Source organism: Winogradskyella pacifica (assembly GCF_013403915.1).
GTDB lineage: Bacteria > Bacteroidota > Bacteroidia > Flavobacteriales > Flavobacteriaceae > Winogradskyella > Winogradskyella pacifica.
Genome location: NZ_JABFDI010000015.1, coordinates 22,242 through 37,137 on the forward strand (window position 1 = coordinate 22,242; position 14,896 = coordinate 37,137).

At 33.1% G+C, this 14,896-nt stretch carries 13 protein-coding genes and 5 tRNA genes; all 18 read right to left on the reverse strand.

Features of this window, described 5'->3' with window-relative positions; all coding sequences use genetic code 11:
• Positions 1-13 precede the first annotated feature (13 nt).
• Positions 14-208: a preprotein translocase subunit SecE gene (gene secE, locus HM984_RS13150; protein ID WP_020896663.1), complete on the reverse strand. Its 195-nt coding sequence runs from the start codon at positions 206-208 to the stop codon at positions 14-16.
• Positions 209-260: 52 nt separating this feature from the next.
• A tRNA-Trp gene (locus tag HM984_RS13155) sits at positions 261-333 on the reverse strand.
• A 63-nt stretch (positions 334-396) separates the two neighbouring features.
• Positions 397-1,584: an elongation factor Tu gene (tuf, locus tag HM984_RS13160; RefSeq protein ID WP_179349480.1), complete on the reverse strand. Its 1,188-nt coding sequence runs from the start codon at positions 1,582-1,584 to the stop codon at positions 397-399.
• A 70-nt stretch (positions 1,585-1,654) separates the two neighbouring features.
• A tRNA-Thr gene (locus HM984_RS13165) sits at positions 1,655-1,726 on the reverse strand.
• A 70-nt stretch (positions 1,727-1,796) separates the two neighbouring features.
• Positions 1,797-1,869 (reverse strand) — tRNA-Gly (locus HM984_RS13170).
• Positions 1,870-2,017: 148 nt separating this feature from the next.
• Positions 2,018-2,099: transfer RNA gene (locus tag HM984_RS13175), tRNA-Tyr, on the reverse strand.
• A gap of 65 nt (positions 2,100-2,164) precedes the next feature.
• Positions 2,165-2,238, reverse strand: a tRNA-Thr gene (locus tag HM984_RS13180).
• A 111-nt stretch (positions 2,239-2,349) separates the two neighbouring features.
• Positions 2,350-2,652, reverse strand: coding sequence for a ribosome hibernation-promoting factor, HPF/YfiA family (hpf, locus tag HM984_RS13185; protein WP_092469053.1), 303 nt, complete (start codon positions 2,650-2,652; stop codon positions 2,350-2,352).
• Between the two features lie 72 nt (positions 2,653-2,724).
• Positions 2,725-3,615 carry a tyrosine-type recombinase/integrase gene (locus HM984_RS13190; RefSeq protein ID WP_179349481.1) on the reverse strand — a complete coding sequence of 297 codons (891 nt, stop codon included), beginning with the start codon at positions 3,613-3,615 and terminating at the stop codon, positions 2,725-2,727.
• A 109-nt stretch (positions 3,616-3,724) separates the two neighbouring features.
• The gene (locus HM984_RS13195) at positions 3,725-5,104 is read right to left on the reverse strand and encodes an alpha-amylase (RefSeq protein WP_179349482.1); all 1,380 of its coding nucleotides are present in this window, start codon (positions 5,102-5,104) and stop codon (positions 3,725-3,727) included.
• A 204-nt stretch (positions 5,105-5,308) separates the two neighbouring features.
• Complete coding sequence (locus HM984_RS13200; protein WP_115809879.1) at positions 5,309-6,475, reverse strand: acyl-CoA dehydrogenase family protein; 1,167 nt, start codon at positions 6,473-6,475, stop codon at positions 5,309-5,311.
• 13 nt (positions 6,476-6,488) lie between these two features.
• Complete coding sequence (locus tag HM984_RS13205; protein ID WP_179349483.1) at positions 6,489-7,376, reverse strand: ComEA family DNA-binding protein; 888 nt, start codon at positions 7,374-7,376, stop codon at positions 6,489-6,491.
• 17 nt (positions 7,377-7,393) lie between these two features.
• The gene (locus HM984_RS13210; protein WP_115809875.1) at positions 7,394-9,094 is read right to left on the reverse strand and encodes an alanine/glycine:cation symporter family protein; all 1,701 of its coding nucleotides are present in this window, start codon (positions 9,092-9,094) and stop codon (positions 7,394-7,396) included.
• 110 nt (positions 9,095-9,204) lie between these two features.
• Entirely contained in the window at positions 9,205-10,227 is a 1,023-nt protein-coding gene (locus HM984_RS13215) for a potassium channel family protein (protein ID WP_179349484.1), read from the reverse strand.
• 15 nt (positions 10,228-10,242) lie between these two features.
• The gene (locus HM984_RS13220; protein WP_020896655.1) at positions 10,243-10,470 is read right to left on the reverse strand and encodes a PspC domain-containing protein; all 228 of its coding nucleotides are present in this window, start codon (positions 10,468-10,470) and stop codon (positions 10,243-10,245) included.
• 40 nt (positions 10,471-10,510) lie between these two features.
• The gene (locus tag HM984_RS13225; RefSeq protein ID WP_179349485.1) at positions 10,511-11,788 is read right to left on the reverse strand and encodes a DUF2851 family protein; all 1,278 of its coding nucleotides are present in this window, start codon (positions 11,786-11,788) and stop codon (positions 10,511-10,513) included.
• 33 nt (positions 11,789-11,821) lie between these two features.
• The gene (locus tag HM984_RS13230; RefSeq protein WP_115809869.1) at positions 11,822-13,552 is read right to left on the reverse strand and encodes a PAS domain-containing hybrid sensor histidine kinase/response regulator; all 1,731 of its coding nucleotides are present in this window, start codon (positions 13,550-13,552) and stop codon (positions 11,822-11,824) included.
• Complete coding sequence (locus HM984_RS13235) at positions 13,546-14,673, reverse strand: FIST signal transduction protein (protein WP_179349486.1); 1,128 nt, start codon at positions 14,671-14,673, stop codon at positions 13,546-13,548. Before HM984_RS13235 ends, HM984_RS13230 begins: the two co-directional genes overlap by 7 nt.
• Positions 14,674-14,896 lie beyond the last annotated feature (223 nt).

Below are 14,896 nucleotides of genomic sequence, written 5' to 3' on the forward strand. Positions count from 1 at the left end.
TCTTGTATAATTGTTAGTGAATCATTTCAAAATAAGCTTTTACTGCTCTACTAAAAACAGTATCAACTCCCCAAATGGCTAATGAAAAAATAATTGAAAACACAGCAACAATCACTGTTAATTTTTGAGCTTCAGGCCAAGGTGTCCAAGACACATTGTTCTTTAACTCTCCAAACGATTCTTTTACGTACGTTATTAATCCTGCCATTTGATTATTACTTTTATTAAGGATTAAAAAAATAATCCATTTATACTTTTTGCACGGGTTGAGAGACTCGAACTCACGACACCTGGTTTTGGAGACCAGTGCTCTACCAACTGAGCTAAACCCGTAAACAATAATCAAGGCGTCCCGAAATATCGAGACACCTTAATTAATTATTTTAACTGTAATGTTTACTCTAAAATTTCAGTAACCTGACCAGCACCAACTGTTCTACCACCTTCACGGATAGCGAAACGTAAACCTACGTTCATTGCAATTGGTTGAATTAAATCAACTGTAATAGTTAAGTTATCACCTGGCATTACCATTTCAACTCCATCAGGAAGCATAATGTTTCCAGTTACATCCGTTGTACGAACGTAAAACTGTGGACGGTAGTTATTATGGAATGGTGTGTGACGACCACCTTCTTCTTTTTTAAGAACGTAAACCTCAGCTTTAAATTTAGCGTGTGGTGTTACAGAACCTGGCTTACAAATAACCATACCTCTAGAGATTTGAGACTTCTCAATACCTCTTAATAAGATACCAGCATTATCACCAGCTTCACCTCTATCTAATATTTGACGGAACATTTCAATACCTGTAATTGTAGATGTTAATTTCTCAGCACCCATACCGATAATCTCAACTGGATCACCTGTATTACCAACACCAGTTTCGATACGACCTGTAGCAACAGTTCCACGACCTGTAATTGAGAATACATCTTCAATAGGCATTAAGAACGGCTTATCCATGTCACGAGTAGGCTCTTCAATCCAAGCATCAACTTGATTCATCAACTCTAATACACTATCTACCCATTTTTGCTCACCGTTAAGTGCACCTAAAGCAGAACCAGCAACTACAGGTCCATTATCACCATCATACTGATAGAATGATAATAAATCTCTAATTTCCATTTCTACTAATTCTAATAATTCTTCATCATCAACCATATCCACTTTATTCATGAATACAACCATACGAGGAATACCTACCTGACGACCAAGTAAGATATGCTCACGTGTTTGTGGCATAGGTCCATCTGTTGCAGCAACAACTAAAATAGCACCATCCATTTGAGCAGCACCAGTAACCATGTTCTTTACGTAATCCGCGTGACCTGGACAGTCAACGTGAGCGTAATGACGATTTGCTGTTGCATATTCTACGTGTGAAGTATTAATTGTAATACCTCTTTCTTTTTCTTCTGGTGCATTATCAATTTGATCAAATGATCTTGCTTCAGAATAACCTGCATCAGCTAATACTTTAGTAATAGCAGCAGTTAAAGTTGTTTTACCGTGATCTACGTGTCCAATAGTACCTATGTTTAAGTGCGGTTTTGAACGATCGAAAGTTGCCTTTGCCATGTTTAATTTATTTTAATCTTATTATATTATTAGTGTTCAATTGTTATTCTAAATGTGTCTTAGAAAAAAGAGCCAATGACGAGAATTGAACTCGTGACCTCTTCCTTACCAAGGAAACGCTCTACCCCTGAGCTACACCGGCATTTCATTTACGATTACCGATTGGTTAGATTTACGAAGTGAAAATCACGCGTCTTAATTCGCAAATTTTGAGCGAGAGACCGGGTTCGAACCGGCGACATTCAGCTTGGAAGGCTGACGCTCTACCAACTGAGCTACTCTCGCATTTCTTAATTAATCTTACTTAATTAATGGTTTCAATATTTCAAAATCAATCACTTCGCTAGGCGCTTTGATTAATTAATCTAAATAATTTTCGGCATTTAGTTTTGCAAAGGTATAACTTTTATTAACTAATTGCGAAAAATATTTGTGGGGAGAGCAGGATTCGAACCTGCGAAGACGTAGTCAGCAGATTTACAGTCTGCCCTCGTTGGCCGCTTGAGTATCTCCCCAAAACTTAATTTCAATATTTCAAAAACGTTAAGTGTTTGTTTTATTAAAAACGAAACTCTTAAAGAGCCGATGGAGGGACTCGAACCCACGACCTGCTGATTACAAATCAGCTGCTCTAGCCAGCTGAGCTACATCGGCTTTTTGTTACTTATTTACCATCTAAATTAGAGTGTAAAAAAGTCCGCTATTTCTAACGGACTGCAAATGTAAGACTTTATTTTACTATTCAAAACATTTTTTAAAAAAAATTCAACTATGTGCTCTTAATTTTTCTTTTCGCTTTTTGATTTGCCTTCCTAATGAGGCAATTGCGGCATCTGCACCTTCCTCAAAAGATTTACATTGTTTCTTTACTACGAAGCTATCACCAGGTACACTAAGCTTAACCTCAAAGATCTTATTCTCTTTATCGCTTGTATTTTCAACTTTAAGATATACATCGGATTGAATTATTTTATCATAGAACATATCTAGCTTATCCATTCGTTTTTGAATGAACTCTATTAACTTGCTATCTGCTGTAAAATTTACGGATTGAGTGTTTACTTTCATTTAGTTTATTTTAAATTAAACATAAGCGTTAGATGATTTGATCTAACACGGATTTGTAAAAGTTAGTTGAACCTAACTTTGATTTCGTGGATGTGCCTTGGCGTGTACTTTTTTTAATTCGGCAATACTATTGTGTGTATACACTTGAGTTGCTGCCAAACTTGTATGTCCAAGAAGTTCCTTTATTGCATTTAAATCTGCACCTTGGTTTAGTAAGTGCGTTGCAAACGAATGTCTTAATACGTGAGGGCTGCATTTTGCTTTCGTAGATGCCATACTAAAATACTTATTTATTATTCTGTAAACAAGCTTTTCGTAAATTTTAAGACCTTTTTTTGTTAAAAACAAAACCTCCCCATCTTCTATACTAATCAATTCGCTTCTATATTTTAAATAGCACTTTAATGATTTAGTTATGGAATCAATTAAAGGAATGTAACGTTCTTTATTGCGTTTACCAATTACCTTAATTTGATGATTGCCACTATCGATATCTGATAACTTTAAATTTACGAGTTCGATACGTCTGATTCCTGTTGCATAAAATAACTCTATGATTAATTGATTTCTTGCACTTTCAAAATCATCGATATTAATAGCATCTTCTAACACCAATTTTAATTCTTGTTCAGAAAACGGCAATTGAACCTTCTTCCCTACTTTTAAAGCTTTATGCTTTTTTAAAGGGTTGACATCAATATCTTCTGTCTTTAGTAAGAATTTATAATACGTATTTAGTGATGATACTTTTCTGTTAATCGTTCGGTTAGTAATTTTACGATCTACCAAAGCAACAATCCATTGTCGTAATTCAGAATAACCTACTTGAGCTACATTTTGTGAATCGTGATACTTGTTTAAAAAATCTTGAAAATTTTCAACATCTCGTGTATAAGCCAATACTGTGTGCTTAGAATATGCCTTTTCTAATAATAAATAATCTGAAAACGATTTTAGACTCATTAAATTTGTTTGATGAATTTTAAATATAACTATTAACTTCAACTAATATTGAGTACGAACAAAAAAAATCCTACACATAGGTAGGATTTAAATTTTTATTCAGCCAAATCTATTTTACAGACCAAACCGAGTAACTCTTTGGGGGTGCTTGAATTTTAACCCACTTACCTGATTGTGTTGTTGGTTCCCAACCCGAATGCCCTGTATAATCTTTAATCACAGTGCTAGACCAATTAGTTTCCACCCATCGTTCTTGCCATGAGTTCGAATTATTAATATAAACTACCAGACCAGAATTACTATATCCATTTCGTCTTGCTATATATTCGTCCGTATCTACATGTAGAATATCTGTAGAACCACCAGCCAAATTGTTATGGATCCATATCAAATTATTTAAACGCTCTTTATTCAACCATTCTTCATAATCATTATAGAAAATAGTAGGATAACCTTCATGTGTTAATATGTATGCATAGGCCAAAATTTTATTATCGATTATTTCATCTGTATCATGATTCGCTACAAAAGTAACTGCTTTTGATGCATTTTGTTTCCATAACATATTATCATTAAGAGCCGTTAAATCATTTCCCATAAATGCATCTTTCATTTTATAATAACAGGCAAAATCAAATGCACTAGCTTCGGCACTACTTGTCCATGTATCTAAAGTTGACACATTACTATCCCAATACTCACCTATTGTAAAACCACCAACTTCATTTTTCCAATCCTTAACAACCCATGGCTCAAATCCTTTTACATAATCAAATCTCCAACCATCAAAACCTATAACATCTCTATAGTACTTTGCTACACTATTTGAGTTTTTCCACAACCAATCTTGTACATACGTTTGGTGATGACATAAATCTGGATAACCACCAAATGCACCACTATCATTAGAGTGAACATTATTAGCATGAAAATCGGTAGCCGAACGAAGAAAACTCCCAGACATAGGATTAAAGTCCGTCCATGTATTTCCACCTGTATATGGATTAGCCTCACTAGCTCCACCACTGTTATGGTTAATAACAATATCTGCGATGACACTAAGTCCGTTATTATGTGCCGTAGTAATCATATTAATTAACTCAGCTCTAGAACCAAAACGTGTTTCTGTACTACCCATCTGGTTATATTCTCCAAAATCAAAATAGTCAAAAGGATCATACCCCATTGAAAAGGGGCCATTATGTGCTTTTGAAGCTGGCGGAAGCCAAATAGCATCGATACCAGCATTACTCCAATCGGCAACTTTAGAATTAATTGTATTCCACCACGTACCACCTGCAGGAACGTCCCAATAAAAAGCTTGCATCATTACGCCCGAACCTATTGGTTTTAGTCCTGCTCGTTTAGAATATTCAATGTCTGTTTTTGTAGGCTTAATTACTTGTTGCTCTTCAACAATTTCATCTTGACTGCAATTAAAAAGGCATAAGGCTAAAAATGCCATACCTAAAAGTTTAAAATTTCTCATAATATCTAGAGTTGTTTACAATTCTAAAACTACAGGATTATAGACAGCAGGCAAAACTCTGAAAATTACGAAAACGTTATCGTGTTGATAAATCATTAGATATTCATACAAAAACACGACAAATCATAAAAAAACTCGTGAATAAATTCACGAGTTTGCAATTACACAGGATTAAACCTACAAATAAATATTATGATTTTACTATTAAGTCGCTGGCTTATAATCTTTATTATCGATTACCATCTTAGCAATGATTTCTTTTAGTATCTCCGATGTTCCCCCTCCAATTGGTCCTAATCGACTATCTCTAGACATACGGGCTAAAGGATAATCTTCCATATAACCGTAACCTCCTAAAAATTGAAGACATTGGTAAATAACATCATCTGCCATTTTTGTGGATTGTAACTTAGACATTGTCGCTTCTTTTACAACATAGTCTCCCATGTCTAAACGTTTAGCAACGTAATAATTGAATTGCTTACAAATTTCCATTTGTGTTTCACAATCGGCATAAGTATGTCTTAGAGCTTGAAATTTATCAATGGTTCTTCCAAAAGCCGTTCTTTCGGACATGTATTGTTTTGCGTATTCTAAAGCATATTGTGCTCTAGCATGAGAATTTACACCCATAATTAAACGCTCTAATGAAAAGTGTTGCATTATATACGGAAATCCTTGTCCTTCTTCACCCATTATACTAGACGCAGGAATCACCACATTATCAAAGGCTATTTCACCTGTATCGGAAGCTCTCCACCCCAACTTATCTAATTTCGTCGCAGAAATACCTGGTGTATCTCTATCCATTACAAAAATACTAATCCCTTTATTTCCCAAGTCAGGACTCGTTTTAGCAGCAACAACTAAATAATCGCTATAAACACCATTTGTGATAAAGGTTTTAGAACCGTTAATTACATAAGTATCTCCTTTTTTAACAGCCGTTGTGCGCATACCTGCAACATCACTTCCTCCAAAAGGCTCTGTGATACAAAGACAACCAATAGCATCACCTAATGCACTTGGCGTAAGATATTTTTCTTTTTGCTCGTGATTTCCTTCTTTATTTAAGTGAGTCATCGCTAAATAAGCATGTGCCCACATTGCAGCTGCAAATCCACCAGAGTTGATGCGTTGCATTTCTTCAAGAAAAATTACGGTGTAAAATAAATCTAAATCTAATCCACCATAAGCTTCTGGTGTTGCAAGACCAAAATATCCCATATCACCAAACTTCTTCCAGATGAAACGTTCTATGTGACCTGTTTCTTCCCATTTGTCAATATGTGGAACTACTTCTTTTTGTAAGAAACTCCTGAGACTTTCTCGGAATAAATTGTGCTCTTCAGTGAAATATAAATTAGACATAAATTATTGTTTGTTATAGGTACAAATATAACTTAATTATCTCGATTTTTTGGATAGGAAAATCCTCTACTTTTGTTAAATCCTCTAAAGAATTAAAGCCATCTCTTAGCGTTCGTTCTTCAATAATATTATTTGCAACTTCATAATCTACATACTGAATGGTCACTAATTCATCTCTAGTTGCCGTATTTATATTAAAGGTTTTAATGGCTCTTGGTGTTTTAACTGTGAAGTCATTTTGAATGCGCTCTACAACTTCTGGAGACAAGCCATAAACTTCACTCAACTGCACATCTGCAATAAAACCACCGTTAAATTTATTGCGATAGGTAATAATCCGTTCAGAGAGTTTCTCTCCGACCCCATACACTTTCTTTAATTGAGCTGCCGTGGCAGTATTTAAATCTATTTTTTGATCAAATGCTTTTGGTTTTGTATTACTTGAATAGGAATTTGAAAACGCTTGAGATTTTGGTTTAGGATTCGTAACCCATTCTGGAAACTTAAAATACGGGGAAATAGTTCCTAAAAAAGAATCTGAAACTTTAGTGACGTGTTGAAACTGTTTAGCAGAATTTACCCATTGATTTCTGTCTCTAAACTTATGAAGTCTATCAATTTCTTCATTGGTCATTCCTAGAGAATAACCTTTATAATCTGTAATGTAATTGGGATTGAAAGGGTATATTTTTGGTTTACTATTCTCTAATTCAACCAAACGAAGTGAATCTAATTCGTTTTTAAAAGCGTCTATTTGATTTTTATTTTCTGTTAGGTTTTTATTCGACGTTGCAAAGGCATTGGGAGCAAACCAATATAACCATTGACCAATAAGTACAATTGCTAACAATAAAAAAATCCCATTCCGTTGTTTATTAGAAAACTGGAAATGGGATTTCATATGAGATTATTTTTTAGTTATAATATTTCATTTAAATCTTCTGCACCTTCTTCAATAGCATCATTCTTAACATTGATCGCTTTATAGTATTTCTTTAATTCCATTTTAATAATAGGTGATAATATAATTACACCAATTATATTCGGTACTACCATTGCAAAAATCATAGCATCAGAGAAATTAATAACAGCACCTAAACTTATTGATGCTCCTACAACAACAAAGAATAAAAATAAGATTTTATAAGCTAAGTCTGATATTTTACCTTTTCCGAATAAAAACACCCAACCTTGCATACCGTAATAAGACCAAGAAATCATCGTTGAAAATGCGAATAATATTACTGCAATCGTAAGTACAATTGAGAAATGCGGAATTACAGAATCAAAAGCTGTAGCTGTAATTTCTACACCTTCTGTTATTTCAACTCCATATTCCATAAAACCACCATCAAAATTAGTGATTACAATTACTAATGCAGTCATTGTACAAATTACAACCGTATCTACAAACGGTTCTAAAAGAGCAACAATACCTTCAGATGCCGGATATTTTGTACGAACAGCTGAATGCGCAATTGCAGCAGAACCAACACCTGCTTCGTTAGAAAAAGCACCTCTTCTAATACCCTGAATCATTACACCTACAAGTCCACCTGCTATTCCTAGTCCTGAAAACGCTCCGTGATAAATCAATGCAAAAGCATCATCAATTAAGCTAAAGTTAGCTCCTAATATGATTAAGGACGCTAATACATATATTCCTGCCATAAACGGCACTACTTTTTCAGTCACCTTAGCAATACGCTTAATTCCACCAATAATTACTATAGCAACAAGTACAGCCATAACCATACCAAAATACATACCTGCGTTAGACGCTGGATCTAGATCGAATACTTTAACAAATTGTGCAGCAGCTTGATTGGCTTGGAACATATTTCCACCCCCAAAAGATCCACCTATAACAAATATGGCAAATAATACAGCTAACACTTTACCAAAACCGCCCATACCTTTGGCTTTTAAACCTTTGGTTAAGTAATACATTGGACCACCATAAACGGTACCATCTTCACCAACATCTCTATATTTTACACCAAGTGTACACTCTGCAAATTTTGAAGCCATACCTAATAGACCAGCAACAATCATCCAAAATGTTGCACCAGGACCACCAATAGATAAGGCTACGGCAACACCTGCGATATTACCCAAGCCAACAGTGGCAGACAATGCTGCTGTTAAAGCTTGAAAGTGCGAAACTTCACCGTCTGCACTTTCATCTCTTATCGTTTCAATAACATCTTCACCTTCATTACTTGTACTATCTCCATAAAGGGTATCTGCATTTGATTTTTCAGTTTCTATTTGTTGAATATCAGCTAAATTATCCGATGCATTTTCTCCATATAAATTATCGGCACCATGCTTTTCAATATCTTCATACTGACCTCTAACAACTCTAATAGCCATTCTGAAGCCTGTAATATTGATAAATTTAAAGTAAATCGTAAAAAACAATGCACCTCCAATTAAGACAATAAGTACCCATGGAATTTTATAAGTTTCTGAAAATGGAATTTCGTAAAAAATAGCTTCAACAAACCAGCCTGTGTAATCCTTAAAAATAGCATCAATTTTTTCGGAAGTTGTTTCCTGTGCAAAAGTCAAAAAGGGTAATAAAAATGTAAAAATTGATAGAAGATATTTCTTCATGAGTTGTAGTTATTAGTTAGTTTTATGGTTAGTTATTGCATTTTAAAGATGACAAGATGCAAAAAAAAATTGAGCTTGTAAAGTATCGACTCATAAAATGAATGTATTTATCATTCAATATTGTACTGAGAATTCAATTTTATAATCTGTTCTGGTCGTCCTAAAACAATGATTTTTGAGCCAGGAATCAATTCTGTATCTGCTTCAGGATTCACAATATATTCGCCTTTATCATTCTTAAATCCAATGACTGTACAGCCTGTATTTTTACGTAAATCTAAGTCTCTTATTGTTTTAACATCACTCATATTATAAAGTTGTTCTACTTTAACTTCTTCAATATTAATGTTACGTTCTCCAATAATACCTAAGTTATCGATAAACTCTACTAAATCTGGAATCACCACTAAAGAAGCCATGTGATCTCCTCCAATTTTATCTGGTAAAATAACATTGTTGGCACCTGCTAATTTTAGCTTATTGTACGACGTTTCCTCAGAAGCTCTACTTATGATAGATAGTTTTGCATTAATCTGACGCGCTGATAATACCACAAATAAATTATCTGCATCATTTGGCAAGGCGCAAATTAGCGTACTTGCTTTTTCGATACCAGCGGCAAAAAGGGTTTCATCTTCGTTAGCATTTCCTTCAATAAACGTAATTGCATCGTCTTGAAATTTTTCAATAATATCCTTATTACGTTCGATAATGACGAAGGATTTTCCGTAATCACTTAACTTTTTTGCTGCTTGTTTGCCGTTACGACCATAACCACAAATAATGATATGATTAGTCATTGCATCAATTTTCTTTTGCATCCTACGTTGTTTTATGTCTTCCATATTATTTCTACTAAGAATATAATCGGTTATGATAGAAATGGCATAACCTACAATTACCACACTGGTTAAAATTAAAAAAATTGTAAAAATCTTAGAAGCAGGATCGAGAGGAATAACTTCTGCAAAACCAACAGTTGTTACAGTAATCACTGTCATATAAACAGCATCGAGCCATAAATACCCCGAAATAAATCTATAGCCTAATATACCGATACAAAGCAACAAAACCAACATCATTATGGCTGTGTAGATCTTAGACCTATAAAGTTTTAATAACGGATTATCCATATTACATCAACAAAATTATAAATCGAAAACAGAAGACCGTTTTGTATAAACGATATCTTTAATACGCATCCAAAAGGCTAGGAATAAATAGAGCGCGAATCCGAAACCTACAGTCACAAACGTAAGATATATAAAAGAAGTTCTTACGATTTTTGCTCTAATCCCTAAACGATCTGCTATACGTTGACAAACGTAATAGCCGCGTTTTTGAAAATATAATAAGAGGTTGTAGAACCAATTCATAAGTTTATATCTATTGCTTAATTAGGGCATATGCTGCAAGTTACTTAATTTTCACGATAAAGCTATTACCAATGGCACATTGTAAACACTTATTTTTATCACAATATTGATGTTTTAACTGCAATAAAGCTTGAGAATTTAAGGCGTTTTTCTCAAAAGTTTTTAAATCTAAAAATTTAGAAATAATACTATTGTTTTCCATTTTAATCTCTTTTAAAAGCTTAAAAACATCTTCTTCAATTGACTTTCCTTGTGCTTTAGCATAGCTGAATTTCAACGGAATGAGTGTATTAATTATTAATAAATCTATAAAAGACTTGGTTATTCCTTTTTTATAAGCTTTTGAAGATTTGGCAAATGTATAGTGCGTCATCCAAAACTGAGTAACTCCTTTATCAAAGAATTTATAAAACGCATCTAGCGTATTTAAGTCCATCACTTTTGAAAACAAATTTGGTTCTGAATTATACAAATTAGTAAACTGAGATAAACGTATGGTTGGAAAATTTGGTGGTCTTAATCTAAAAAACTGTAACGGTAGTACTCCTTTATTATCTAGATTGAATTTTCGTTTTATAAATCTATAACGCTTTTTTAAATCTAAAATATAAATATCTTCAATGTTGTTTTCTTCTAATAAGCCCGACTGTCCAAAAAATAAGGCTTCTAGATTTAATACTTCATTTTGCAATTTTCTAATTATTGAAAAATCAAAGGAATTTGCTAAACTTAAGAAAGGCTCACCATTTACTTTTAACCCGAAGTTTTTCAATAGCATTTTGAACAAAACTGCTTCCCAATCGTTATTAGAAGATTCTAATAAGTGTTGAATTGTTTCTGATTTTTGTTCCAAGCGTTCTATATAAAGACGCTCTAACCAATTATTAAGTAGAAAATCATCAACCTCGTTAAAATCAGACTCACAATTAATCCACGATTTTGATTGCATCAGTTTTTGATACTTATGAAGTAACGTTTTATCAACGTAATGTTTTAATTCTAAAGTAGGAATTTCAGAATTGTCTTGTCTAAAAATTTCGGTATCGTGCTCCCAAACTACATGAAGAATAACATTATCATAGGCTTTATCGGTTTCATGATTATGTACATACCAATCTGAAGACTTAATATGAATCTCAACATTACCAGCCCAAAGCTGATTGGCAATACTTAATTGCGCATTAAAGAAATCTGGACCAGCATTATGATTGTGTTGCCCTAAATTAGCGATAGTAATAGACTCATCTTTTGTTGTTTTTAACAAAGATGTATCGAAGGCTTTATGTTTCCATATGTAATGAAGGAAGTCTTCTTGCATGTCCTAAAATACTAAAATCTTAGATTAAAACCCCTATACGGCTTCTTGTTTTCTAACACTATAAAAACTTAGAAGCTCATGCAGTTCATTAACATTAAATGGTTTACTGAGATAACCATTCATTTTATAACGTTTTGTTTTCTCTTTAACTTCAGATTGAGAAAAAGCTGTAAGCGCAATAATAGGAATTGTAGCTTTACTTTTATCATTCATTTTTCTAATAAATCTAGTGGTGTCATATCCGTTTAATATGGGCATTTGCAAATCCATTAAAATTAAGTCAAAATCTTTGTGATTATAAATATCTAAAAGCTCTTGCCCGTTTTTCGCTATTTCATAAGTGACTTCCCACTTATTAAATAACTTTTTAAGTACCAAAGCATTAATTTGGTTATCTTCTGCTACAAGCACTTTTAAAGCAATTGGATTTGTTTTTGATATTTGATTTTGTTTTAAAGCGCTTTCATTATCTGAATTTTTGAGTGAAATATCAAACCAAAATTTTGAACCTTCTCCCTCAACACTTTCTAATTGAAGATTTGTAGATTGAATACTTAATAACTCTTTGCATATGTATAACCCAAGCCCAGAACCACCATATAATTGAGACGTGTTATCACTGGCTTGCACAAAACTTTTAAAAATATCTTTTTGTTTATCATAAGAGACTCCAATACCAGTGTCTTTTACGCTAAACCTAATTATTGTAACATCTAAGTCTAAATTTAATAATTCTACATTAAAAACAATACCGCCTTTATGAGTGAATTTAAAAGCATTACTCAGTAGGTTTTTTAATACTTGAGATAGTTTTAAACTATCTCCTTTTAAAACAGCCGGAATGCTACTATCTAATATGGTTTCGAAACTTAAACTATTATTAGCTGCTGTATGTTTAAAATGTAGTTGAATATTTTGAATTAGTTCTGAAAGGTTAAAATCATCTTCAACTAATTTTACTTCATTAGATTTAAATTTATTGAGATTTAGTAAGTCATTAATTAAAGCTAATAAATGCTCACTAGAATATTTTAATACTTGAAGATTTTCTAATTGCTCTGGTAAAAAATTTTCCATTAATAAAATATCAGACATACCAATAACGGCATTTAATGGTGTTCTGATTTCATGCGACATTGTAGATAAAAATTCGTCCTTAGTTTTATTGGCTAGATTTAGTTTAATTTCTGTTTCCTTTAATTGAGTAACATCGGTCATTGTACCAATAGTGCCGTTAGCAATTCCGTCATCATCGTATGTAAGCACCAAGCGCAGTTGAATCCATACTTTTTCGCCTGTAGGCTTAAAAAACTTAAATAGGGTAACAAAATCTTCATGGTAATCCGAAAAAAACGTTTGAAGTTTTTCGTTTTCGCTATTATTCTTACCAATTAAAAAATCTAGATAATTTTTGCCTAATCCTTCTTCTGCAGAAATACCCGTTAACTCAAGACATCCTTTATTTAAATACTTAAAATTGCCATCCATATCGGTTTTAAAGATGACACCTTCAATTGTATCAACCATAATATTGATCTCAGATTCTGCTCTAACAACTTCAGATTTTAAAGATTGATTTGTTTTATAAAGTTCTTTAGAACTCTCTTCTAAAATAATTTCGACATGTTTAAGGTCTTCATCAAAACCATGATAGGCATCATTTACAGCATTAAAAAAATCTTTAAATTTCTCTAAATCTGCAGCTTCAAATCCAGCTTTAGCGATTTGTCTATCTAAAAGCCGATGTTGTTTTCCTTTTAACATTCGGATAATATTGTAATTGTCATAGTTTGGTTATGAAACTGGCAAGGTGCAAACTCCCTAAACGGACCTATTTCACCATAAGAGTAAAGGCCTGTAATTTCAGGTTTTTCACCAATAATATCTCGGACTACCTCAACCTCTTCTTCGACCAACTGTTTAAGCATTAATCGTCTTCCTGCACAACTGATTAAAATGGCTAGTTCTGCATTTTTATTGATTGCATTAGTCGCCTCTTTGGCAGAGTCCTTTGCTCCATCAATTAATCGATTAACATTAGAATTCATTAAGCGCACTAACGCACCTTCTGGAATTCTGTCCGTAAACGTTAAACTTTGTTGTTCTTCATCTAAATCTAAAACAGTTCTAACAACCGGTTCTTCCGTTTTATTGATACGTATACTAAGTGGAAAACGTAAAGCTAAGCTTGACAGACTTGTTACATTATCTCCTAAAAATGATTTATAAACTTGTAAAGCAGGCAAACCATCTAGTTCATACAAAACGTTATTTTCAGACTTGGTTACCAATCGTTCAATACCAAAACCATCCCATCCGCTTTTAGAACTATAGCTTATTTTTAAATCGTCTCCATACAAACCTAAACCGACAACAATTCCGTCTGAAATTAGACTATTTGAGATCACAAATGTTTCCTTAAAATTGAGACCATCACCAGCTAAACCACCCGTAATACCTGTATCTGGTAAAACACTTCTTAAACCAGACACTAAATCTGCTCCATTAACATTAAGTCCATCACTAAATAAGAGAATATGTCTTAAATCTTGAGATTTTAATTTTTGAGCCAAACCAACACCGGCATCGAAACTTTGATCTCTATTTTCTACTTCAACTGTTTCTAGTTTATGCTGCACCTTTTCAAATTGAATTGCAGTTAATGATACAGTTTCGTCAGTTACCGTAATTCCAGATATTTCGCCTGCCGTAGAACAGCCTAAAAGTTTTACCTCAGGATACATTTTTAATAATTGATAAACCAGATCTGTTTTTGCATTAAACAAAGGCGACACAAATAATAAGACGATATTAGGAACAAAATCTATATTTTGAATACTATTATGCCAGGTCGTTTCTTTGAGAGATAACTGCTTTACTATCATTACCTATTAGGTTAAGCGTGATTTATCGTTAAAATATGTATTTCAGCGAATATATGTAAAATTTCGGTATTTTAATGCCAATAAGCAGCCAAAAAAGTTCAACCTCTATAATCGGTAAATTACAAAGTAGTACTAAGTGATTTTAATTCAGAACTTATTCTGTGTCAATTACAATAGAAAACAAATTGCTTATTTACAGTCTCAATAAGATTAAACAAAAATA